Here is a 24,505-nt window from a genome sequence, read left to right on the forward strand (position 1 = left end):
GATTATCAGGCCGGCACAGTTTCTTCTTCGGCCACGCTGGCGGCCTCGACTACCGGTGCGGTGCTCGTATCGGCCGGTGTAAAGTTGCGCAAAAACAAGAAAAACTGACCCATCATCTGCGTCCACAATTGCAGATTGATATTCAGGTACTCGCGGCTGACGCCGCCGGCGACCAGCACATCCATTTCCAGCACGACGAAATCGCCATGCTGGGCCACGCGGGCAAAGCGCTTGCTGCGGTGCCATTCGGCCAGCAGGCCATTGGGCAGCTCGCCGCCCTGCACGCGCAGCGGGCAGCTCAGGGTCAGGTCCGCATACTGGCCGGGCGCTGCTTCATTGCCCCACAGCACCTGAAAGCCGATGCCGTGGCTGGCGCTATGCAGGCGTACCACGCCATCGTGCTCGATGCTGGTCACGGCGCAGCCGGCCGTCTTGATGGCGTCGGCCGTTTGTTCGGCGTTCAGGGTGGTCAGCAAGTTGGTGTTGGTGTTTTCCATGGTCATTCCATTTCAGTCAATAAAATTATTGGGGGGCCGGCGCGGGCGCGGCCGGCGTTTCGGTTTGACGCGCATCAAAGCGGCCCTGGTACAGCTGGTCGCCGTACTGCTGGGCGATTTGCTCGAGTTTCACGCGGCTTTGCGCGGCGAACGGCTGGCGCGCCTGCATGACGCCGAGCACGTCGAGGCCTTCATACGCTTGCAGGATGTCTTGCCCGGCCGCATACAGCTGGGCATTCTTGCTTTCGCAGCGCGCCAGCGCGCCGCGCTGCGCCGCCACTTCGCCATCGAGGCGCGCGCGCTCCGCTTCGATCTGCTTGCCCGTGGCCGCCAGCTGCTCGCCGGCCTGGCGGTACTGCGCCAGGCTGGCCGCCGCCTCTTGCGCGGCGGCGGCGCTGCGCTGCTGCTCGGCGGCCAGTTTTTCCCGCTGCGCGCGCTCCTGCGCCAGCTGCGACTGGCTGCGCGCCAGTTCCTTTTTCAAGCCCTCGCTGGCGGGCGCGGCGGCCGGCGCGGCCTTGGCGGCAGGCGCGCCCTTGGCTTTGAGCAATTCCAGCTCGCCGCGCGTCTGCTGCAATTGCGCCGTGACATTGCGCAACTCGGCGCGCAAACGCTCTTCCATGCCTTGCCCCTTCTGGCCCTGCGCCTGGGCCGCGCCACCGGCCAGCAGCATCAGCAGCAAGGCCGGCAGGCGCGTTTTGTTCAGTATCAACATCATGGCTCCTTAGAAACGCGCGTTCAGTTCGAGCTGCAGGGTGTCGATCGACAGGGCCGAACCGAACACTTCGCGGCTCGATGTCCAGCGGCCGCTGAACCAGGTGTTCTTGTCGATCGCATACGCGCCGCCCAGGTAATAGCCGCGCGCATTCGTGCCGCCCAGGTGGAAGGTGGAATCGTTGTAGGCGTCAGGCAAGGCATCCGGTTCGATGCGCTTGTAGCCGAGCAGCACGTTCCAGTCGCCGCGCGCCTGCGTGTTCGCCTTGCCCAGGGTCGCCTGCAGCATGTAGGCATTGCCGCCGCTCCTGAAATCGGCCTGCGACACGCCGCCCGTGCCGCCGAAGTTGTTCATGATGCCGCCCTTGGCGCGCGCCCACATGTCGCTCTTGTCGTAGGCCATGTTGCGCACATAATCGCCTTCGATGCGCAAGTCCGTGCCGCCGGCCACCTTGCTATCCCAGCGCGCATTGATATTGGCCAAGCGGAACTTCGACGCCAGGCCCACGAACTGCGGCTGCGGCGTATTCGCCGGATCGAGCGGGTTCAGCGCGATATTGCGCAGCAGCATCAAGCTATTGCCCTTCTGCATGCTCGACGGACGCGACCAGTCCGTATTGCAGCCATCGGCGCCCGCGTACAGCGCGCACGGCTGCGAATACTCGCCGCTGATGTTGCGGAAGTTGTAATAGGCCAGCGCGCCGCGCAATTGATGGTCGCTATTGATCTTCCACGAGGCGCCCACTTGCGCGCCGAGCAGCCATTTGTTTTCGCTCGACATTTTTGCCTGGCTGCGGCTCGGCGCATTGTCGGACGAATACTCGAGCGGAATGATGCCCAGGGTACCGAACACGGTGACGTCCTTGGCCGCGCCCACCGGCTGCTGCAGCTTGGCGGCGATGCCGTCGAAATTGAGTTCGCTGGAAAACAGTTCGTCGCTGGACACAAATGGGTTGTCGAAGCGGCCCGCCGTCAGTTTCAGCCAGGACGCGGGCTGGTACGACAGCCAGGCCTGGTCGAGCCAGATGTTTTTCTTGCCCAGGCCGCCACCGAGAGTTTGCGTGGTCGACACCGGGCTGTCGTCGTTGCCGCTGGCCAGGCGGATGCCCGCTTGCGTGCTGTCGGAAATATCGGCCAGGATGCCCAGGCGGGCACGCGCGCGCAGCAGGTGCTTGCGGTCTTCGCGCGTATTCAGCAGCGCCGGCAGGGCCAGGTTGGTGTTCGCATTGACGTCGTAGCCGCTGCCGCTGTTGAGCGAACGCCAGTCGATCTCGATATTGCTGTTGGCCATGTCGTAATAGCGCGATTCGTAGCGCGCGCGCACATCGCCTTCGACGCGGATGCGCTTGGTCCAGGCCGGCGTCTCGTTCGGCGCCGCCCAGCCGCCGGCCTTGGCCTCGGCCAGCACCTGCCCCTTGATTTCATCGCGGATCTGCTCGCGCACGGTGTGCGACAGATACGGCACGCGCACGTCGCCCGGCTGCACCTGCGCCAGGGCGGCCGGCGCGGCGGCCGGACGCGCTTGCGCGGCGGCCAGCGCTTCGCTCTGCGCCTGCGCCAGCAGGGCTTCGCCGGCATCCTTGTTCAGGGCGCCGCTCTGGATCAGGCCGCGGATCAGCTTGACCATGGTGCTGTCGGCCGGGACGGCCTGCGCCTGTACCGCGCCTGCCGCCATGCTCAGGGCGAAGGCGGCCAACGCCAGCGGAAGGCGGCGCAGGCGCTGTGGGGAAGAAAATAGGAGGTTCATCGCTTCTTTCGGTAAAAATGAATATGAATTAAGGACACTATGGCCGGCGGCCTTTGATCGACACACGCGCCGGGAAACGCAAGGACGCCGGCGGCCGCTCGTCGGCGCGGAAATCGCGCACCATGGCCAGCACCTGCTCGTCCGTCTGCGCATTGCCCGTGCCCTGCACCAGCTGCACCTTCGTCGTCCTGCCGTCCGCATCGAGCCACAGGTCGACGCGGATGTCGGCGAACGCCAGCTGGCGCGTGCGCGGGTCGCGCGCAAACGCCATCTGCAGGGCGTTGGCGACATAGCGGCCGTACGAGCCGGCGCCGAGGCCGCCGCCACCGCCGCTGCCGCTCATGCCGCCGCCGCGCCCGGCCTGGATGCCGAACGCGTCGCTGCCGGCCTGCGCCGCACCGTCGATGGTGACGGGGTCGCCCTTGTCCGGCGACGGACTTTCCGGCGCATCGTCCATCGGCTTGTCGGCCGGCGTCGGTTCCGGCTCCGACACTTCCGGCACCACCTTGTCGGGCGTCGGTTCCGGCAATTTTTCCGGTTCCGGCGGCGGCGGCGGCGGGGGCGGCAGCATCAGCATCGGCGTGGCCGCCACTTCGCGCCTGGTGGCCGCCGTATCGGACAGCAAGTACCAGAGCAGCGCGGCCAGACCAGCGGCCAGCAGCGCGCCGCCGGCCACGCCGCCCCAGCGGCGCCACCACTGCGCGGCGCCCGACGGTGCCGGCGCCGCCATCTTCATCATCTCGTCACGCTTCACCTTGCGCTCCTCATGCCGGCTTGCCGGTCACCAGGCCCACCTGGTTCAGGTCGATGCGGCGCAGCAGGTCGAGCACTTCGACCACTTTCGCGTATTGCACGGCAGCATCGCCACGCACGATCACGGGAAAGTCGGGCGTCAGCGCCTTTTCCGTGCGCAAGCGCTCTTCCAGCTCGGGCAGGGTGACGGGATAGGCGTCGAGGAAGACCTGGCCGCCGTTGTCGATGGTGATGGCCTTGGTCTTCGGTTTTTCCAGCGCCATGGCCGAGCTGGCCTTGGGCAGGTCGACCTTGATGCCGGGAATGCTGGCGTTGCTGGTCAGAATGAAGATCACCAGCACCACCAGCAGCACGTCGACGAAGGGCGTGATGTTGATGCCGCCGCTACGCTTGCGGGGGGTAAACTTGGCGGAGGTGGCCATGGTTATGCGCCCCTCACGCCTGCTGCAGCACGGGACGCATCTGCCGTCCGTCGCCCTGCTCTTCGGCCAGGCGCGTGGCAAATTCGTCGACGAAGACGGCCATGTCGGCGACGATGGCGTCCGAACGCGACGACAGCCAGTTGTAGCCGAACAGCGCGGGAATCGCCACGCCCAGGCCGGCAGCCGTACACAGCAGCGCCGCCGCCATGCCCGGCGCCACCGAGTTGATGTCCACGGCGCCGGCCATGGCCGCCACGACGAACACCAGCATGATGCCGATCACGGTGCCGAACAGGCCGACATACGGCGCGCCTTCGATGGTGGTCGAGAGCCAGATCATGCGTTTCGACATGCGCTCGCTTTCGCGCACCATCACGCCATCCATGGCGGCGCGGATGGCGCCGATGGTGGCGTTCGAGACGGCGTTCAGGTCGTAGCCGCGGTCGTGGCGGCGGCGCATCTCGTCGATGGCCACGTCATACAAACGCCACAGCGAGGAATCCGTCTTCACGGCGGTGCTCAGCTTGCCGTTGCGCGCCAGGTGGTCGAGCGGCGCGCCGGCCGCTTCGTGGAACGACTGCATGAATTGCGCATTGGCGCGCGCGATGGCGCCATAGCTGCGGCCCTTGCCGATCATGATGATCCACGACAAGACCATCATCAGGCCCAGCACGCCGACGACGATCCAGGCGTCGAGCGGCATGGCGGCGATGATGAAGCCGAAGTGGCTCTTGCCGGCCTGCTGTTCGTCGGCGCCAAACACGGCCAGGCGCGATTCGGAGCCTTGCGAGACGGCGTCGGCCAGCAGCAGCGCGTCGGGACGGGCCGTGCGCGACAGGCGCAGCTCGTCGATGGCGCCCGTGAAGGCGGCCAGGCCGGCGGCGGTGTTGACGTCGGCGCCCACCGAGGCGGCCGTGGCGAACGCCGGCAGGGCGGTGGCCAGCGAGACGGCCGGACGGCCGCCCACGTACAGGGCCACGTTGGCCTTGTCGGCCTTGACGGCCAGGTGCGACCATTGCGCGGCCTGGATCGGCTGGCCCGGCTTGCTGCGCTGGCCATTCACCTGCACGAAGGGCACGCCCTGGTCCACGCCGATCAGCAATTCACTGGCGCCGTCGCGGCGCGCATACAGCACTTGCTGCGCGCCCAGGCTGTCCGGGCGTACCCAGGCCGAGAAGGTGAACGGCGCGCCGGCGGCCAGGGCCAGCGATGGCGAGGCCGGCAGCGTCAAAGGTGCCGTGCCCAGGCGGGCGCCGGCGCCGATGACGGAACCGTCGAGTGCCGGCACGGCCGTCTGGGCGTGGTTGCCATAGGCGGTGCTGTCGCGCGACGGCACGCCCGGTTCGCTGAAGTGGTACACCAGGCTGTAGTCGGGATCGAAGGTGCGCTGGCCGTTGCCGGAAGCGGGCGCCTTCGGGTTGCCGTAGTACATCCACAGCTGCTGCGGCTTGCCGGCCGTCAGGGCGGGCACGTCGACCCAGATCAGGGCGATGCCCAAGAGCGGGTTGAACTGCTCGATCTGGTGGTTCAGGACGGTCTTGTCGTCGCCGGCCACGAAGCGCAAATCGGCGCCGCTGTCGCTGACGCCCTCGAAGTTGAAATTACCCGAATGCAAGCGCAGCAGGACGGGAATGCGGCCGGGATCGCCGCCCACGGCGCCGGCCTTCGGGCCGGCATCGACGGTGACGGGCTTGCGGTAGGCCCAGTCGGGCTGCCACCAGGCATGCGCCAGGCCGGGAACGAGCGTGCCCAGGATCGTGAGCAGGAATAATAAACGTTGCATGACAGTGATTCTCCGAATTAAAGTCTAGAAAAGTGCGGTGCTGGTGAGCTGGCCCGTCAGTAGCTGGCCGACAGGTTGAAATTGATGCGGCGCACGTGTTTGTGCGTGCGCGGGCCCTCGCGCAGCGGATACGACACATCGACGCGGCCACTCAGGTAGCGCAGGAACTGGAAGCTGCTGCCCACGCCCACCGAGGCCAGGCCGAACAGGTCTTTCTGCTCGATCATCGGATCGCGCAGGCGCAGGCGCGCGCCATCGGCAAACGCATACAGGCGCCAGTTTTCCAGGCGGCTGAAATACGTCAGCTGCGGCGTGCGCCATTCGACGCTGCCCGACACGCCGTAGTCGCCCGTGGCCTCGGCCGACAGGTAGCCGCGCACGGAGTTGGCGCCGCCGGCGGCCATCTGCTCGCCCGACACCAGCGCCGCGTCGGCCAGCTGGCCCGACATGCGCCCATGCAGCTGCGCGCCGCTGCCCAGCGTATACGTGGCGTTGGCGTCGCCCTTGAGCACCAGGAAGCTGGGCGAGGCCTTGTAGCGCTTGTCATCGTAGGCGGCGCTGTTGCTGCCGTAGCCGAACGAGGCGCGCGTGCCGGCCACCAGCGACAGGCCCAGGCCGTAGGTCGCCGCCTCCGTCTGCGCAAAGCCGTTGTACGACACGCTCAGGGGCACGTACTTGAGCGGAATAGTGCTGCCCGTGCCATTGAGCTTGAGCGCTTCCTGGTTATCCTTGAAGTCGATGCCGGCGGAAAAGCTGTGCCACCAGATGCCGCTGTTGGGCACCGTGTAATTGAGCTTCATGCCCAGCGCATGGCCCTTGCCCAGCACGCTGGTGCCGCCCGTGCTGGCGACGTTGCTGTTCGATTTATAGCCGTTCGCTTCCACGCTCCAGCCCTGCGTGCCGATCGGCGCCACGTACGAGGCGGACCACACGCGGGTCTGGTTCAGGTCGCCCGGCGTGCCGAAGAAGCTGAGGGTGGCGCTGTGCCCGAGCTGCCACAGGTTGTCGTGGCCGAGCGACATACTGCTGCGCAACTTCTTGGTGTCGGCGCTGTAATCGTTGTTCAGGCCCACGCTGGCGCGCCAGGGGCTGCTGTCGTCCACTTTCAAGTCCACGTCCATGGTGCCGGGCAGGCTGCCCTGCTTGACCAGCGGCATGACCTGGCGCTTGGGACCGCGGTTCAGCGCCGTCAGTTCGACTTGCGCCTGGGTAAAGTCGGGCACCGTGCCCTCCGTCAGGGCCGGCACCTGGCGGCGCACGTCGAGCGGCGAGTTGTATTGCGCGCCGACCACGCGCAGGCGGCCCACCTTGGTTTCGCTCACCTGCAGCACCACCACGCCCTGCTCCACCTGCTGCTCGGGCAAGTCGACGTAGACGGACTGGTAGCCCCGGGCTTGATAGGCCGCAACGAGGGCGTCGCGCGCCCCTTCGACGTCCTTCAGGGTGCGGCCCGGTCCCAGGAAGGGCGAGACGGCCTCTTCGATGGTGCGCGCGTCGAGCACGGTATTGCCGCGCACCAGGTATTCCTCGATGGCGACTTGCCGTTCCGGCGCGGCCACGGGGGCCGCCGCCGGGACGGCATCCTGCGCGCGCGCCATGCCGGGCAGCGCCAGCATGGCCAGGCACAGCAGGCTCAAGGCGGTCGCGGGCGCCTGCGGCGCGCCGTTCCCTCGTTTCTTCATCTCACGCATATTCCATTCACCTCAAATTCAAACGGTTGCCCTACCCGGTATCGCGGCGCCGAACGCTATGCTCGGCAAGACAGTACCTAGACGCACGCCGCACGCACGGACTGCCGTTTGTCATCAAATGTTCATAAAACTCCGGCCGCGACGCTGGCGCCGCGGCCGGAATGACCTCCCCTCAAGCGCTTACGGCGCTCACGGCTGCAGGCCGCGACGCTCGTTTGGCGTCAGCGCCTGCAGTTGCGGCGCCATCAGCGGCCCCGCGCCCAGCACCTGCACCACGCCGGCCGGCTGGTAGCTCGAGGCCTGCGGCTCGCTGCCCTTGCCCTTGCCGATGCCGCCCTCGTCCGCCTGCTCGTTGCCAAAACCCAATACTTTCACGGTGAACAGCGAAGGCAGCGCCTGGCGCGTGGCGGCCCGTTCGCGCTGCAGCACGTCCTGCGCCGCCGTCACGGCTTGCGAGGCGGCCGCGCTGGCATTGCTGAGCGCACCCACGTTCACCGCGGCAATGACCGGCATGCCCGTGGCCTTGCCCTGCACCTGGATGTTTTCCGCGTTGACCACCTGCAAGGCAGCCAGGTTGACGTTGCCCGAGACGCGGATGCCCGCCTCGCCCGCGTCGATGGTGCCCAGCGGGGCGATCAGGTCGATGTCGCCGGGCGGCACCTCCGGGATCGGGTTCAGGGTGGCGATGCCGGCGCCCGTGTTCGGCGTGGTCGGCGACAGGCTGACCAGACCGATGTCGTCGTAGACCCGGCGCTGCGGTGTAAACACCACGGTGGACTTGGAGCCGCGGCCCGCATTGATGTCGCCCTGCGCCGACCAGGCCAGGATGTTGCCGCCAAACGTGGTGAAGATGCGGCTCTGGCCCAGCAGGATGCTGTCCCGGGCGTAGATCTGGATTTCACCGGCGCCCTGCGTCAGCACGCCCGAGCCTTCGCCCGGCACGAAACCGCCATCGACCCCGACCAGGGTGCGCCCGCCCGGCGTCAGGATGTCGATGTTGCCGCCGAAATCGGTGTGGATGCCGGCATCGGCCAGGTCAAACACGGGCCGATGGACGTCACCACCAAGTGCATATTGCTCGCGAGTAAGGTAAGTGACTCCCTTGCGCGGCCGCGTGGTGCTGCCGCCCTCGCTGCCATCCAGATAGTAGGTGGCGCCGCTGAACATGGTCAGGTCGCCCCCATACGTCACGGGCTTGCCCTGCGCATCCTTGCTCGGGAACAACGTAGCGATGGCTTCGCGGCCGCGCAGGTAGCTGCCTTCGCGCACGCCGCCCGCTGCCGTGTATTCGCGCCCGCCAGCCTTGAGTTCGGCGAAATAGACGTTGCGCAGGAAGACACGTTGCTGTTCGGCCGGCAAGGCCGCGAAAAATTTGCGGGCGTCCATGCTGGCGGCGTCGAAAGTCAGCCCGGCGCCATTGCGCTGGCCGGCGCCGTAGCGGGTTTCCAGCCAGTTGACCAGATGCAACTGGCTCGACAGGCCGTACTCGCGCTGCAGGTCGCGCCTGGCGGCACCGATGGTGGCCTGGCTAGTCTTGTCGAGCTCGCTCTGGCGCGCGACCAGGAAGGCGGGCGCACCCGCTGCGTCGCCGCTGTAGCCGAATTCCGTGCGCAGCCAGTCGGCCAGGCCCAGACGGCCGCCATACACGGCCACCGCCTTGCCCGGCTGGTCGGCCAGCGACTTGCCCGGCTCGCTCAGCTTGGCCGGATCGAGGTAGCGTGCGGCGAAGGCAGCGTAATCGGGGCCATGCGCTCCCACCCCGGCAGCGACCACGATGCCGGCGCCGCTGCTGCGGTCGCCCGGTGTGACGTTGGCCACCGGCCCGATGCTCTTCAGCTCGGCCTTGTCTGCCATGTAGATGTCGCGCCCGGCTGTCACCTCCAGCGTGCCGGGACCGGCCACGTAGAAGCTGCTGTAGCGCAGGTCGCGGCCCGCGCTGACCACCGAGACATCATCGGGATTGTTGTGCACCAGCAGATTGCCATTCGCCGTCCCCGTGGTGACGAGGGTCGGTCGCAGCGGCAGCGCCGGGTTGTTGTACGCCACCTGCGAACTCCAGCCCAGCAGGCCATCGGGCGTGCCGTCGAACAGGCCCAGCGCCGTGCCGGAGTTGACGATGTCGCGTCCGGCGCGCAGGGCCACCGGCCCGCCGCCTTCATACCAGGTACTGAGCCGCTCCGTCTTGCCGATACCGCGCGTGATGATCGATCCCGTGCGCAACCCGACAAGATCGCCCTCGGCGGCGTAATAGCGCGCCGGCAACTGGCCCGGCACCGCATAGCCCGACGCGGTCGGCGGCGCAAACGTGAACAGCGGATAGCGTTGCGGCGAGCCGCCCGCATCGCGCGACACGAACAACAGGTCGGGCGCCTGTGCATTCTGGTGCACGTTATGCGTGTACATGTCGCCGTACGCGGTGACGCCGGAAACGCCGGCGAAGCCGGGGTTGAAAGGACTGGGCAGCATGGTCGGGTCGGCGCCCGAAGCCGTCACCGAATAGCCGCCCGCATAGATCGAATCACCGGCCATCAGTTCCAGCTGCCCCGGGGTGCTGCGGGTGAAATGCGGACTCACCGGCGAGGGCGCAAGCAGCAGGCCGGCGGCGGGTCGCAGCGGAACACCCGTAGGGTCTTTGCCGCCCAGGCTCGAGTTGCCGTAGTAGAGGCTGCCGCTGGCCGCGACGGCCCGCAGTTGCGATGGCAGCACGAAGCGCCCGCCGGCGGACGCCTGGTTGGTGCTGGCGCGGTCATCCATCCAGGCGGTGGATGGCGTCAGGTTGCCGCCCGCACTGAACAGGTCGATGGCGGTCGATGGCGTCCACAGCGAGAACCAGCTGTAGCCCTCGCCATCGTGCGCCACCCCTTGCGCGGTGAACGGCGTGCCATTGTTCACTTGCGTGACACGGCCGGCGTCGCCCACGCCGCCGAGCACCAGGTCGCCGCGCGTATCGATACGCACGCCGGCATCGCCCGGCACCAGCACCGGCCCGCCGCCGCCAATCGACGACGTGGCCTTGTAGACCTGGTAGGCGCGCGACTCCTGGTTGTCGCCCTTGTCGAAGCGCAGCTCGATGCCGCCCACCGAGCCGGCCGCCATGCGCATGGCGCCACGCAGGTTGACGAAGGTACTGTTGAGGTCGCTACGGCTGCCTTCGTAGCGGGTCTGCGACGTGACCTCGCCCGTCGGCGTGGCAAACGAACGCACTTCGGCCACCGGGTTCAGGCCGCCGCCGATGCGGAAATCCAGGTCGCCGCCGCCGGTCAAGGTCATCGCCGAACCGTCCGGCGCCACCCGGCCAGTGCTGGCCACCACCAGGTTCAGGCCCTGGCTGCGCGCCACGCTGCTGCCAGACTGGTCGGTGCGCGGCGACAGCATGCCGGCGGCGCCGCCGGCCTCCAGCACCAGGTTGCCGCCGCCCAGGGTGCCGATGCCCGTGAAGCCGGTCATCACCGGCAGCGTCTCGAACAGGTAGTTGCTGCCAATGCCGCCGGCGACGTAGCTGCCGAAGTTGATCCACCAGGCGGTGGGCACGCCGTCAGCCAGGGCGACGGCACTGCCGGTGCCCTGGCGCCACAGCCAGTTGCCAACGCCGGTACTGTTGAGCTGGGGGCGCATGTAGCCGAGGTCGTCCGTGCGGCGCTCACCGCGGGCGGCGCCGACCAGGTCGCCGGTCACGTCGCCTTGGGCGCGCACCAGCACGTTGCCGCCGTGGTCCGTATACCAGGCCTGGTACAGGCTTTGCGCGCCGCCATCGACGTAGGGCTTGAAGGCCGCGCCTTCGGGACCGAGGATGGAACCATTGCGATCAGTCGCGCGCGCCTGCCGGTAGGCGGCGCCAACGTCGGCCGCCTGCGTGCCGGCCGTGTAGACGCCATACGGCGAACTCTGGCTGAAGTTGCCACCGGCCAGCAGATCCAGGTCGCCCGTGCCGGTACGCAGCACGCTGAACAACTGTTGCCGCGCCGGCTTGGGCACCACTGGAAAGCTGCTGCCCTCGGGCAGCCAGGTCACCATGTCGCCATGGCCCCAGCTGTTAATAGCCAGCACCTCCTGTTCGCCCCCCCATTCATCGAGGTCGATCCTCAAACCAGGTGCGCGGCCAATATAGAGTTCTGACTGGCCCATCCAGTAATAGTGGCCCGCCACGCCAGGCGTTGGCGGCACGGCCGCGATGGGCAGGTCGTAGGCCAGGCCCATGCCGTAGTGATGATCCGTCAACAGCAAGCCTGCGTCCGGTGCCCCCTGGCGCAGCGCGCGGCTGTCGGCCGCCTGCGTATCGGCGCCGCCCACCAGGCGCATCGACCACGACTGGGAACCGCTGGCCAGCATCGGCGCCAGGGCCCAGTTGCGTCCCTGGTTGCCGGCCGCGTCACTCGGGCGCAGCTTGACCATATCGGCGCCGTCAGGCAGGCGCACCCAGGTTTCGCTCGGCACCAGCGCGCCCTTGCGCAGGGTCAAATTGCCAGCCAGTATCACGCCATTGGCAGGGGTATCGGGCACGCCATCGCCGTTATAGTCGGGGCTGGGCGTATCGTTGACCGCGCCGATCGGATACGGCAGCGGCACGCCGCCGGGCCAGGTCATGGTGGCGACCTGCATCGGCACCGGCAGGCGGGTGCCGGCATCGAGGCGCATGCCGCTGCTCAGTGTGACGTTGCTGGCCAACACCGTGCCAGCCGCATAGATCACCGCGCCAGCCGCATTGCGCACGGCGCCGCCCAGCACGGTTCCGGCCGGCAACTGCAAGTCGGCCGTCAAGGTGGCCTGCGCCGGCAGCGCCGTGTCGGCGCGCAAGCCCATGGCTTTCATCGGCAGATCGTAGTTCAGGGTGCGGCCGGACTGGAAGAAAGTGTCGTCGGCCAGCGTGACCAACTGGTCATGCGGCACGATGACGTCGGCGCCCCAGGGCACGCGGCCCTTGACCAGCACCCAGCCATTGTCGTCCGGCGTGACCGGCAGGGCCGCACCGTCGAAACCGTCGTTCAAACTGCCGAAGATGTTCAGCTTGCCGCCGGCGCGCAGCACCAGCGCGCCCGCTTCGCCCGAGCCACGCACGGCGGTCTGCCCGGTGTGCGGGTTGACGCTGGCGTAGCGGTAGCCCGACAGGTCGATGTCGCCATCGACATGCAGGTCGCCACCGGGCGTGGCGCTGAGGATGGCCACGCCCGGACGCAGGTGGAAGGCGTCCCGGTAGTTGCGCAGGCCGGACAGGCGGCCATTCATCAGCCCGTCATTCGCCAGGGCGCCCGTCATGAAAGCCACGCTGTCGTCGTGCTTGCGGTCCAGGTAGTCCTGGTCGATGACCTGGTAGGGGCGGCCGTCGGCCGTCGCGTCGGTGCCCGGGCGGGCGTCCGTGTACGACCAGAAGCCGTTGACCGTGATGGCACGGGCGCCGTCGATGGCCAGCGGACCGGCCGCATCAATGGCGACGTCGTTGCCACGAGCGCCGCCCAGGCGTTGCGCGCTCAGTTCCAGCGTGCCCAGCGAGGCGATCCGGTCGGCCTTGCCGGCCGTGCCGGCGCGCAAGTCCATGCGCGCGCCGCTGTCGAGCACCAGGCGGCCGCTGCCGGCATCGATGTCGATCACGGCGCGGTTGGGCGCCTCGATGACCTTGCCATAGCTATCGACCCGCAGCACGCTGCCGTGGGCGTCGAGCACGGCGCTGCCGGCCAGGTGGACGCCGTCGCGCGCGGCCAGGCGGATGCTGCCCACCTGCTCGCCGCTGGCGTCGACGGTGCCATTGACCGTCAGGTGGCCCGCATCGACCGAGACGTTGATTTCGCGTCCGCGCAACTCGTTACCCAGCACCAGGTCGCCCTGCTTGAGCTGGAAGCTGCGGCTGCCGACCAGTCCGCCATCCGTCAGGCGTTGGTTCAGGCCGCCAAAGTCCGCGATATGCTGGCCGCGGATGTCGGCGCCGCCGGCCGCGAACGGCACCTCCGTGCCGCCGGCGTCATAGTGGCCGCTGCTGCCGCCGGCTATGCCGCCCAGCAACGACACCGTGCCGGCTTGCTGGCCCAGCGCCGTGGCGGTCAGCTTGCCGGCGCGGTTCGATACAGCCGAGATGTCGATGCGCGAACCTGCCGCCTGGCGCACGTCGCCGCCGCGGCTGTCGAGTACCACATCGCCACCCCAGCTGTATTTGCTCACGTCGTGGAAGGCGATCTTGCGGCCGGCCAGGTCGAGGCGGGCGGCGTCGCCCAGCAACACGTCGTGCTCGGCCGAGACAGTGAGCTTACCGCTCGGCAACAGCACGGGCGTGTCCAGCGTGACGCTGCGCCCGTCCAGCGCGATCTCCGCGCCCAGCGCACCGGCCAGGGTGGTCGCGTCCTGGGGCACATCCTTGGCCGTGGATGGCCTGGAGACCACGATATCGCCGCCCGCCTTGATCTTGTTGACCGAGCCGGCGTTGCCGGTCAGCAGCGCTGTATTCAGAGTCAGGTTGCCGCCACTGCGCAGGTAGCCCTTGCTGGCCGTATCCCAGCCACTTTGCGACTGATAGACGGCCAGCGAGCCGCTATGGTTGGCCGTGATGCGCTCGGCGGCATTGATGGCGACCTCGCCAAAGCCGAGGATCAGCCGGTCCATGCTGTGAATGGTGTCTGGCCGGCTGTTCGGGCCGTAGCCGAACTCGACCTGGCGGGCGTCGATCTGCAGGCGCCCCTTGCCGCTGCCCGCCCCTTCGGTGGCTGGCAGACCCGGCGCCGTCGTGGCGCCATTCCACACCAGCACGTCGGTCTTGATGCGCGCCACGGCGTCGCTGCCGCCGGCGCCATAGATCGCCGGCGTGCCGATCACCAGGCGCTCCAGCGACGATTTTCCCGTGCTCGCGTCAATGGTCGACAATTCGACGTTGTCATAGAAATTGATGGCGTCGCGCGCCGTCAGCACCAGGTTGTCCAGCGCAGGTGCGCCGGCACTGGCGTCACCGCGCAGCAGGCGGTCGAGGATGCCCTGGTTCAGGGTCAGCCCGGCCGGCAATGCATCGCGCGCAGCCATCGCCGCCAGCGACGCTTCGCTGCCGACGTTGATGCCGCCCACCGCCAGCACCAGGTTGCGGGTGCCGTAGGTGGTGGCGTCGCGCAGCTTGAAGCTCTGGTCCGTGGCGGCGGCAATCGTGCCTTCCGAATACAGCGGCGTCGCGCTGCTGCATGTGGCGCCCGGCGCGCAGGCGCCGATGTCGATGCGGCCCGCCCCGCGGTTCAGATCCGTGCTGAAGGTCGGGGCCAGCATGTCGAGCCGCCCGTTGGAAACGGCCAGCACGCTGGACGCGCCCGGCGCATACACGAAGCCGTCCGACGAATCCCAGGCGGCGGCGCCACGGCCCAGCGTGTTGATGCCGCCGCCCTGCTCGATGATGATGCCGCCGGCTTTGGTATTGGTCACCAGGAAGACCTCGCCGGCCCGCAGCACCGCGCCGTCGCGCAGCACGACCGTACCCGCGCCGCTCAGGAACTGCGCCACGTTGGCTTGCTGGCGGCCGGTGAACGGATCGCTGTAATTAGCCACTGGCAAGCCGCCGATGCCCAGGCGCGGCGCGGCAATGGCGTTCAGGGCATCCACCCCCACCGACGTGCCATCGAAGCCGGCGGTGGGCGCGGCGCCGCTGCCCAGGATTTCATAGTTGCGCCCATAGCCGCCCAGCAGCAGGGCGCTGCCGCCGAAGCCATCCTTGCCAGGCGTGTACTGCGCCTTGCCGGCAAAGCGCAGCGCGTCGGTCGCGGCGCTGCTGTCGCCGGCCACGGGCGCCACCAGGTCGAAGTGCAGCGCCTTGGCGTCGCGTTCGAGCAGCGGACGCGGCACGCCGTCGCGCACGGCCTGGGCCAGCGCGAAGTCGGCGTAACTGGTTTCGTTGAATTGCGAATAGCTGCGCAGCACGTCGGCCGACGTCAGCAGCGCCTGCGATGAGCGCACGTCGCGCTGGCTGGTATTGCTGATGCCGAGTTGCACCGCGGCCGCATACGAACCATTGCGCATGGCCGTGGCCGTCCCCATGGGCATGCCGCCGGCCGCCAGGCCATTGAGTTCGACCCGGAAGGCGCCCGGCAACAGGGCAAAGCTCGACGGCAGCAAGGTGTAGGTGCCGGCCGCCAGGCCAGGCACACCGGCGCCGATGGTGATCTGGCGGCCCAGCGCCGGATCGCCCGCGCCGTTTTCGGCAACGACAGGCGCATAGGCGGCCTGCGGTCCGGCCACGATGGCATAGACGGGGTTGGTGGCCAGGCCGGGCAGCACGAAGCTGCCCTTGGCCGAGGTCTGCACCAGCGGATTGAGACGCGCATCGGTCGAGCCGCCGCGCCCGGCCAGGAAGGCGGCGCCCGTGAGGCTGCCGCCGCCCGTCATGTCGAGCACGGCGCCGTTGCGCACGTCGACGCTCTTGCCGGCGAGCACGATCGCCGGATCGTTGCCCACGCCCTTGTACGCCACGTCGTCGCCGTCATACATGTAGCTGAGGCCGTCGAGCGTGCCGCCGTAAGGCATGACCAGTCCATTCGCGCTGACCGAGGTCACGCTGCCGGGCAGCACATTGAGCTGGCCCGTCACCGCGCCCGAGCCGTTCATGCCCACCGCAATCTTGCCCAGGGGCGCGCGCAGCACGCCGCCCTGGTTCACCGTGGCCGCGCCCAGTTCGAGCGAGCCGAACACCGAGTACGGCATGGCCGGCAGCGGCGCGGACGGATCGCCGGCGCGCTCGATAGTCAGGCTGCGCGCGGGGTCGAACTGGCGTACCATCTGTCCGTACTCGTTGAGCACCGATTTCTGGCCAACGATCACGCGGCCCTTGGCGCCACTGGCAGGATAGATCTGTGCGCCCGCCAGGGTCAGGTTGCCGGGCGTATACAGCGCGGCATCGCCGAGCATGCGGATATCGCCGCTGCTGCGCAGTTCCAGCTCGCCAAAGGCGTCACGCTTGACTTCCAGGTCCTTGGCGACGTTCTGCACGATGCTGCCATTGGCGCCGAAATTGACGATGTTGGCGAGGTCGATCAAGGCGGCATCGAGGGCCAGGCGCGCAGTGTCGGCGACAGCCGGCGTGCCCAGCTTGCCGCCGCCCGCGCCGAGATTGCCCGAACCGTTGACCGGGTTGGGCAGCAAATGGTCATCGGCTTGCGTACGGGTGGTGCCCGACAGGCGGATATACGGCGCCGCCAGCCTGACCTGCGTGGCGGCGCCGGCCTTCTGGCCCAGCGCCAGCGAGGTGGCGGTCAGGCGCAGGCTTTGTCCCAGCGACAGGTCGACATCGCCATCAAAGCTGAGCAAGCCGTTGGCCAGCAAGGCCAGGTGGTCGAAACCGCCGGCCTGGATGCGGTCGACGCCCAGGCGCGCCGCACCATAGCGCAGCGCCGGGTCCCTGTCGCCGGCCACCAGGTCGCTGGCCAGGCCGCTGTCGCCCTGCAGGCGCGACACCACCAGTTCGCGCGGCACGCGCACGGCGTCTTCGACAACGAGTCCCTTCAAGTCGATCTTGCCGACGATGCCGTAATTCGGTGTTTCCAGGTTCAGCGCCAGGGTGCCGCCGGCCGCGCCCGCGCCACCGGCCGCCGCATGCATGCTGCCGTCAAGGAACAGGCCACGGAAGGAGCTGAGCGCGATGCTGCCGCCGTCGCCGGCCACCAGCACGCTGCCCTGGCCGGGCAGGTCAAGCGTGGCCGCTGCGCCGGACGCTTCCAGGCGCGCACCGGGACGCAGCACGACAAAGGCGTCGGCCGCCTCGACCCGGGTGGCGTCAAGCTTGTGCCTGGCGCCGATCTCGATGGTGCCGCCGCTGCCGACATGGCCATACACGCCCCCCTGGGCATCGATGGCGGTGGCCGCGCGGCCGGCCACGTCGAGCACCGCGCCGTCGCCGATCCAGATCGACTGGGCATTGGCGCTGCCATCCGGACGATTGCTCTCGTTACCGGTGACCAGCAGGCCCGGCAGCACGGAAATGCGCCCGCCGGCGGCACTCAGCTTGCCTTCCACCGTGACCTGGCCATTGCCGGTGAGGCTGATGCTCTGCCCCTCGTCCACACGCAGCGCAGCGCCCTGGCCGATCACCAGCGGCGCCTTGGCGCTGCGGGTACCGGCCGCCAACGCGATATCGGCGCCGGCGCGCTGCGTCAGCACGCCCTTGACGGCGTCTTCCTGCCACAGCGGCGCCAGCCACGGCTGCAAGGCGGCGGCCGGATCGGCGCCGCTGGCCAGCGTGCGCGCCGCCGCCGGGTCGGCGCGCAGCACCGGCATCGCCACGTCGATGGCGGCGCCCTGCGCCACCTGCACGCCTTGCTGGCCACTGATGTCGTAGTGTGCGAAGCCGCGCTGGAACAGGGAACTGTCCAATATCAGCAGCGGCTTGATCGCCAGGTCCTGCGGCACGCGGTTGCCGGCCATCAGGCGGTCACCCGCGTTGAGGGTCACGTCCGCCGCAAACGCCGTGCCGGCGGCCACTGTGGCGCTATAGGACGCGACCGGCATGCCGTTCGGAAATGCCGTGGCCGGGACCAGGTAGCCGGAGCCGAGCTTGCCGCGCACGCTGTTCAGCGTGACGCCTGCCGGCACGGTCATGCCGGACATGTACGTGGTGCCATTCGTGGCGCCGATGTAGATGGATTCCCAGCTGACCGAGGCCGGCGGCACCACCCAAGCGGCGGCCAGCGTGTAGGGACGCGACACGCTGAAGTCAGGCAGGTCAAGCAAGGGCTGGCCGGGCGCAAGATGGTTGCTGATATAGCTGAAATCCCTGTCGAGTACCGTGCCGGCCTTGATGGTGAAGGCCTCTGCCAGGGTCAGGTGCACCGGAACGGACTGGCCCGCCGGCAAGATGCCGTTCTCGGCCAGCACGCCGCCACCGATGGCCACGCCGATGCCGGAATCGATGCTCAGCGTGCCGCCGCCCTTCACGCCGTAACCGCGCAACTCGCCGTCCATCACCAGCGCCGCCGAGCCTTTTCCATCGACGTCGTTCTGGTTCGACTTGAGGGTGATGTTACCGCCGCGCCCACCCTGCAGCTTGCCGTTGGCCAGCGTGGCCGCGCCGGACGAGGTGTCGATGACGCTGCCGGCAGCCAGGGTGACGGCGCCGCTGCTGCGCAGCGACACCTTGCCGCCATTCACATACGGCAAGCCGGAAATGTCGCTCGGGTCCAGCTGCAGCTGGCTCCACAGGCCGCGGGTGTCGAGCGTGACGCCGGATGCGACCTGGATGCCGGCCGCGTGGCCCTGCGGTGCCGGCGCGATGGCGGAGTCGAACCAGCCGTTGCCGCCGCTGGCCAGTTTGTTGACGATATCGCCGAGGACGATGCCGCCGCCGCGCGCGCTCAAGCCGGCATTTACCTGCACCTCGGGAGCGTGCAGCGCGATCTCGCCGCCGGGAGCGACTTGCACGGCGGCATCGATGGCGATATCGCCCGTGGCGTAGGCCTTGAAGCCGCCCAGTTGCTGGGCGTTGAGCCAGCCCGCATCGAGGAAGGCCTTGCCGACCAGGCTTTCGGGCATGGCGTCCGGCAGGCCGGGCGCGGCCACGCCGCTGGCGCCGGCCGTGCCGACGCGCAGCGACTGCAGCAGGGCCGTCGGGTTGTCGCGCAACTGTGCGCTGGCGGCATCGAATACCGGCACGATCTGGCCCAGCAGCAATTCTCCCTTGCGGGGCGCCGCCAGCTGCGACTGGCGGTAGCTGTCCAGCGTGGCGTCGCGTGCCGCCTTCTGGCGCTCGCCCTGGAACACGCTCGATTCGATGCCGCCTTCCAGCACCGCGGAACCGGTGCCGACGATGACACGGCCGGCGTCACGGCCCACGATATAGCCGTTTTCCAGGCGTTCGCGCGCGCCGATCAGGGGGTTGGCAAAGTTTTCAGTCGTCCCCTCTCCCCAGCGCTTGTGCAGCGATTCGAAGCCCTGATAGAGACCGGTGTACAACATGTCGCCGGGCGCCGTCGACAATTTGTAGAGCTGGCCATCCTTGCCGCTGAGCCAGCTCTGGCGAATCATCCCGGTCTGCACATCGAAGGTGCCGCCGGAAACATTGAGCGAGGAACCGGCCTGGGTCACCAGTTCGCCGCCCTTGAACGCCACCGTGCCACCCTGCGCCGCCCATTCGCCGATGCCATGGCCACTGGTGTTCAGGTAGCCGCTCACTTCGAGCAAGCCGCCGCCCGTGTACCAGCGGTCGGTAGGATAGCCATTCGTGCCGGCCGCCACCCGCACCAGGTCGCGCCGGTCGACCCACAGGTCGGCGTTGTTGAGCGCCTTGCTGTCGCGGTTGCCGGGCGCATCGCGCTGCTCGTTGCCCTGCGCATTGATCAGCACGTTGTTCGAAGCCATCGCCACGTTGACGCCGACGGCACCGGAAACGTCGATGCTGGCGCCGCGCGCCACGTGCGTGCGGCGCGTGGCCAGCGCATTGACCTGGCCGCCGGTGGCCAGGGTCAGCGAGCCGCTGTCGAAGACGATGTCACGGCCGGAGGCGATCTGGATCAGCGACAGGTCGCGGCGGTTGTAGGCACCGTCGCTGAGCAGGGCTGAATCCTTGATGAGCGCATCGCGCTGCACGTCCAGCGCGGTGGCGCCACTGTCGTCGAGCAACACCGTCGTGAGGCTGTCCGGCGCCAGGGTGACCAGGCCTTCGCTGCCGTCGGCCTTCAGGTGCACGCTGCCACGCGTCGTCACGCTGGTGCTGCCGAGCAGCACGCCGGCCTGCTGCACGTCGCGGCCCGTCAGGGTGATGTCGCCGGTGAGCGCCTGCACCAGGCCGGCATTCGTCACCTTGCCGGCGACGCTCTGCGCGTTGAACTTGACGTCGACCTCGTTGCCGCGCGTGCTCGAGGTCTGGTTGGCGTCCGTCCCCAGCCCCTTGCGGATGACGAAGCTGTCGCCGGCGGCCAGCGTGACCTGGCCGTTCGGCGCCGACAGGCTGCCGCCGTTATGCACTTCGCGCCCGGCCAGCAGCACGTAGCCGCCGCCTTCCGTCACCGTCTGCGGCTTGCGCGTGCTGATCTGCGCGCCGGCCTGCACCACCACGTCGGCCGTGGCGTTGCCATGCGTGGTCACGCTGCCGTTGAGCACCAGGTCGTTGGCCAGCGTGGGCTTGAAGCCCGAGCCGAGGGTTTCGCTGTAGATACCCTTCTTGAATTGACTGTCGCTCATGCCCACGGCGGCGGCCACCAGGCTGCGCGTGTCGACCTGGCTGCTGCCGGAAAACACGATGCCGTTGCGGTTGACCAGCATCACCGTGCCGTCGGCCTTGATCTGGCCCTGGATCTGGCTGGGACGGGCCAGCGGATCGTTGACACGGTTGAGCACGGACCAGTTCGCCAACTGGTCAAATTGCAGGGTGGTATTTTGGCCGATATTCAACGTTTCCCAGTTCAGGATCGCCTTGTCGGCCGTCTGCTTGACGGTGACCACGGTCTTGCCGCCGGCCTGCGCCTGCGTGGGACCGTTCGCATTGAACCAGCCGGCCGTCAGGCTGTTGCTGTCGACTTTCAAGCCGCCTTCGGCCAGGCCTTCCGGCACCTTCGAGCCGGCGGCGATGGCCGCCTGGCGCGCCGCCTGCTGGGCCGCCTGCTGCACGGCAATGGCGCGCGCCGCCAGTTGCAGATTGTTCAGCGAACTTTGCAGCTGCGCATGGGATTTTTGCTGCTGCGCCTGCTTATTGTCCGTCGCGAGGATCGCCTGGCCATTCGGCAAGCGTCCCGTGGTGGTGGCCGCGCCCTGGTTGGCGCCCTTGCCCGCAAACCAGGCGCCGCTGAACGGCTGCTGCGCCTGCGCGCCGCCCGCCTGCAGCAGCAGGGCAATGGCCAGCGCCAGCGGTTTCAATCGCACCGGGCGACCGGTCCGGTTGCCCGCCATGGCGGAGGAGGATGCGTGTTTCGTGACCGACTTGCTTCGCTGCATGGCGACATTCCCTTTTCATGTTCCGTTGCTGACCGATATCGCGAGGCGGCGCGCGGCACGCACGGGGCGGGCGGCAGGCACTGATTCGCGGCTTCCAGCAGCATTGACAGGGAACAAGGTCCGGGACTGCAAAAGGTCATGAAAATGTCATAATTGGCGCCCCGCCTTGGCGCACCGCCTTGGCGCGCCACGGCGGTGCTCAGCCGAACAGCACGATGCCGCCCGGCAAGCGCGTCACTTGCGCGCCATACGCGTCCTGGATCAGGGCGATCACATCGTCGAGCCGGTCCAGCGAAAAACTCGCCTGCACGCGCTGCGTCGCCAGCGCGGCGCGGCGCAGGATCAGCTTGCCGGGGCGGTAGCGGTTCACTTCAACCACCACCTCGGCCAGGGTGCTTTGCTTGAACACCAGCAAGCGCTGGCGCCAGGCGCTGACCTCGCCGCCATCGACCGCGCGCGTGAGGCCGAAATGGTCGGGGCGGTAACGCAGCTGCTCGCCGGCGGCCAGTTCCGCATCGCGCCCCGCCTGCGACACGCGCAGGCGGCCCGCCAGGCAGGTCACGCACACGTCCTGGCCAAACAGGCGGATATTGAAGCGCGCGCTGCCGGCCGACACGGTGCCTGCGCCCGCATGCACGCGCAGGCGCGCCGCGCCGCGCGGGCCGGCCTGGAATTCCGCCTCGCCCGCCAACAGCACCAGCGCCGCCGCACCGTCTTCCTGCGGCGCCGCATCGATGCGCGTCTGCGTATTCATCTGTACCAGCACGCCGCCGTCCAGCGCCAGCGCGCGCTGCTCGCCCGTGCCGGTGGCGTAATCGGCGCCCAGGCCCGTCACGACCGGCCACAGGTCCGTCGGCGGGCGCAGCACCAGCAAGCCCAGCGATGCGGCCACGGCGCCGCCCAGCAGGGCGCGCCGCGCATGGCTCGCCGGCGGCTTTTGCGCCGCCCGCTTGACGGCGCGTGCCGCCGGTGCCATCGCCCCCCACACGGCGCGTGCCTCGGCAAAGGCGTTCGCATGGGCGCGGCTGCGCGCGCACCAGTGGCGGAACACCTGCGCGTCGCGCTCGGTGACCTGGCCCGATTCGAGCCGCACCACCCACGCCTGCGCTTCCTGTTGGATGACACCCATATCGTCTTCCGCTTCGTGTTGTTCAGTCATGCTGTTTAGACGTTTTTCCGGCGCCGGGACCGAAGCGTTGAATGAAATCGCGACCCAGGCGCGCGCAGCAATGTTCCAGGCCGGCGCGCAACTCCTTTTCCACCGTGCGCGCGGAAATGCCGAAGCGTTCGGCGATATCGCGGTGCGCCATCTGGTCGACCCGGGCGGCGATGATGATGGCGCGGCGGCGCTTCGGCAGTTCCTGCAAGGCCCGCTCCAGTTCCTCCAGTTCGGCGCGCGCGCTGAAGGTGCGGGCCGGGTCGGCCAGTTCGTCCGCCATCTCGTACAGGTCGTCGATATCGGGCAGGCTGAGCAGGCGCGCATTGTCGCGGCGTTGATCTTCCGCAATGTTGATGGCGATGCGCATCAGATACGCGGACGGGTAGCTGATCGCCTCGGGCACGTTCATCTTTTCCACTCTTAAATACGTTTCATGCAGCGCGTCATTGGCCAGGTCTTCCGAACCCAGGCGGCGCTGCAGATGGCGGCGAAACTGTCCATAGCGTTCCAGGAACAGATTGCGCAAGGTAACTTTCAGCAATTCCGGCATGTTCAATCCGCCCCGGCCAGGTGCAGATACGGCGCGCAATCGGCGCCGGGATCGGGCCGCGGCGTCAACAGGATAGTCAGCGGCTGCGGCAGGCCCGCCGGCGGCGCGCCATCCATCAGCAGGCTGCGCAAGCGCTGCAGCACGGCGCGGTCGCGCTGCGCCACGCCGCTCGACTCCAGCATGTGCACGGCGCGCACCTTGCCCCGCTCGTCGAGCCACAGCTGGAAGGCCAGGCGGTAGCGGCCGAAGGCATCCGGATGCAAGCGGCACAGGGCGCGCGTGAGCGAACGCTGCAGGATGGCCGCATAGCCTTGCAATGGTGCGGTGGCGGGGGTAACTTCGGCGGGCACAGGCGCCGGCGCCACGGGGGCGTCGGCCAGCGCCAGCAGGGTGAAGGCATTGCTGCCGCTGAAGCGCGCACCCAGCTGCGTACCCGCCAGCAGGCGCTGCAGCGCTTCGGCCGGCGTGTAATCGCCGCGTACGGGTGCCGCCGTGCGTCCCGCCGCCAGCTCGCTGCTGACCAGCACCGAATACCCGGTCACTTCGCCAAACGCCACCAGGGCCGCATCGAGCGGCTGCGCGGGCAGGTCGAAGCGCACGGTGGCCTGCGTGCCGGCGTCATTGCCGGCCGCGCCCGCTGCCGGCCGGATGAATGTCATGAATGTCATCAGCAAACATGCGGACAGGGCCAGGGCGTTGCCTGTTGCGGTGCGGCGGTGAGTTCGTGTCATTTTCCTGGGAAATCAACGAGAGCCTGCTTATGAAGTGTCTTGACTGCAATATTTCAAGCAGAATGGCAAGATGGTAGCTTCATAAAATGACAACTGCATGACATCGGTCACATCGCTGGGGGGCTGCTGTGTCATCACTGCGACATATGACTTTGCTATGCTGGCAGCCTGTCCATCCATTCGGGAGCCGCCATGGCGCGTCTGTTGCTGACTCTTTTACTGGCCTGTGCCACCCTGCCCCTGGCGGCGGCCGAGAACACCGTCGTCGTGAAAGCCGCCGCGCCGGAAAAGGGCTGTGTGGAGGTGGAAATCCATGGCAAGCGCGAACAATCGATGTCTTGCCTCAGCGAAAAGCTGCTGCCGCCTGCCAGCGCCGCGGCCAGGCCTCCGCCCACGCTGTCGGGCGCGGAGGCGAACCTGCAGCGCCCCTCCAACCAGCTGGGCCTGTACAACCGCGCCGCCCTGGAACACCGCATGGGCAATGCCTTTGGCAAATCCGTCACGCCGCAGCGCCCGCCCGCGCCGCAGCCCGCCAGCCCGCTGCTGCCGCCCCGCTGACGCCGTTGTCAACGCACAGTCCATTTGC

The 24,505-nt window shown here is 68.4% G+C and carries 12 protein-coding genes; 1 reads left to right on the forward strand and 11 read right to left on the reverse strand.

The features are described 5' to 3' along the window. Window positions 1-5: 5 nt before the first annotated feature. The 11 genes from AC3RCJ_RS00865 to AC3RCJ_RS00915 all read right to left on the reverse strand — a co-directional run bounded on the left by AC3RCJ_RS00865 (window position 6) and on the right by AC3RCJ_RS00915 (window position 23,847). Window positions 6-497, reverse strand: a complete 492-nt coding sequence (locus AC3RCJ_RS00865; RefSeq protein ID WP_492962016.1) for a YbjN domain-containing protein — start codon at window positions 495-497, stop codon at window positions 6-8. 25 nt (window positions 498-522) lie between these two features. Beyond that, a complete protein-coding gene (locus AC3RCJ_RS00870) occupies window positions 523-1,212 on the reverse strand; it encodes a hypothetical protein (protein WP_492965264.1) in 690 nt (229 codons plus the stop codon). 6 nt (window positions 1,213-1,218) lie between these two features. Next, on the reverse strand, window positions 1,219-2,955 hold the full coding sequence (locus tag AC3RCJ_RS00875) for a putative porin (RefSeq protein ID WP_492964297.1): 1,737 nt from the start codon (window positions 2,953-2,955) through the stop codon (window positions 1,219-1,221). A 37-nt stretch (window positions 2,956-2,992) separates the two neighbouring features. Next, entirely contained in the window at window positions 2,993-3,709 is a 717-nt protein-coding gene (locus AC3RCJ_RS00880; RefSeq protein ID WP_492965062.1) for an energy transducer TonB family protein, read from the reverse strand. A gap of 10 nt (window positions 3,710-3,719) precedes the next feature. After that, complete coding sequence (locus AC3RCJ_RS00885) at window positions 3,720-4,130, reverse strand: ExbD/TolR family protein (protein WP_436475989.1); 411 nt, start codon at window positions 4,128-4,130, stop codon at window positions 3,720-3,722. 13 nt (window positions 4,131-4,143) lie between these two features. Beyond that, window positions 4,144-5,913 (reverse strand): DUF2341 domain-containing protein, encoded by a 1,770-nt coding sequence (locus AC3RCJ_RS00890; protein WP_492965065.1) that lies wholly within the window; start codon window positions 5,911-5,913, stop codon window positions 4,144-4,146. Between the two features lie 56 nt (window positions 5,914-5,969). Continuing rightward, window positions 5,970-7,595 carry a ShlB/FhaC/HecB family hemolysin secretion/activation protein gene (locus AC3RCJ_RS00895; protein WP_492965265.1) on the reverse strand — a complete coding sequence of 542 codons (1,626 nt, stop codon included), beginning with the start codon at window positions 7,593-7,595 and terminating at the stop codon, window positions 5,970-5,972. Window positions 7,596-7,793: 198 nt separating this feature from the next. After that, window positions 7,794-21,479, reverse strand: coding sequence for a filamentous hemagglutinin family protein (locus tag AC3RCJ_RS00900; RefSeq protein WP_492964217.1), 13,686 nt, complete (start codon window positions 21,477-21,479; stop codon window positions 7,794-7,796). A 199-nt stretch (window positions 21,480-21,678) separates the two neighbouring features. Further along, the gene (locus AC3RCJ_RS00905; protein ID WP_492964216.1) at window positions 21,679-22,638 is read right to left on the reverse strand and encodes a FecR family protein; all 960 of its coding nucleotides are present in this window, start codon (window positions 22,636-22,638) and stop codon (window positions 21,679-21,681) included. After that, window positions 22,631-23,188 carry an RNA polymerase sigma factor gene (locus AC3RCJ_RS00910; RefSeq protein ID WP_492964215.1) on the reverse strand — a complete coding sequence of 186 codons (558 nt, stop codon included), beginning with the start codon at window positions 23,186-23,188 and terminating at the stop codon, window positions 22,631-22,633. The genes AC3RCJ_RS00905 and AC3RCJ_RS00910 overlap by 8 nt, the downstream gene beginning before the upstream one ends. Window positions 23,189-23,190: 2 nt before the next feature. Then, complete coding sequence (locus AC3RCJ_RS00915; RefSeq protein WP_492964214.1) at window positions 23,191-23,847, reverse strand: secretin and TonB N-terminal domain-containing protein; 657 nt, start codon at window positions 23,845-23,847, stop codon at window positions 23,191-23,193. A 264-nt stretch (window positions 23,848-24,111) separates the two neighbouring features. On the opposite strand from AC3RCJ_RS00915, the gene AC3RCJ_RS00920 reads away from it, so the two are divergent. Next, entirely contained in the window at window positions 24,112-24,477 is a 366-nt protein-coding gene (locus tag AC3RCJ_RS00920) for a hypothetical protein (protein WP_492964213.1), read from the forward strand. Window positions 24,478-24,505: the final 28 nt, after the last annotated feature.

Source organism: Janthinobacterium sp. GW822-FHT07H11, from assembly GCF_058798615.1.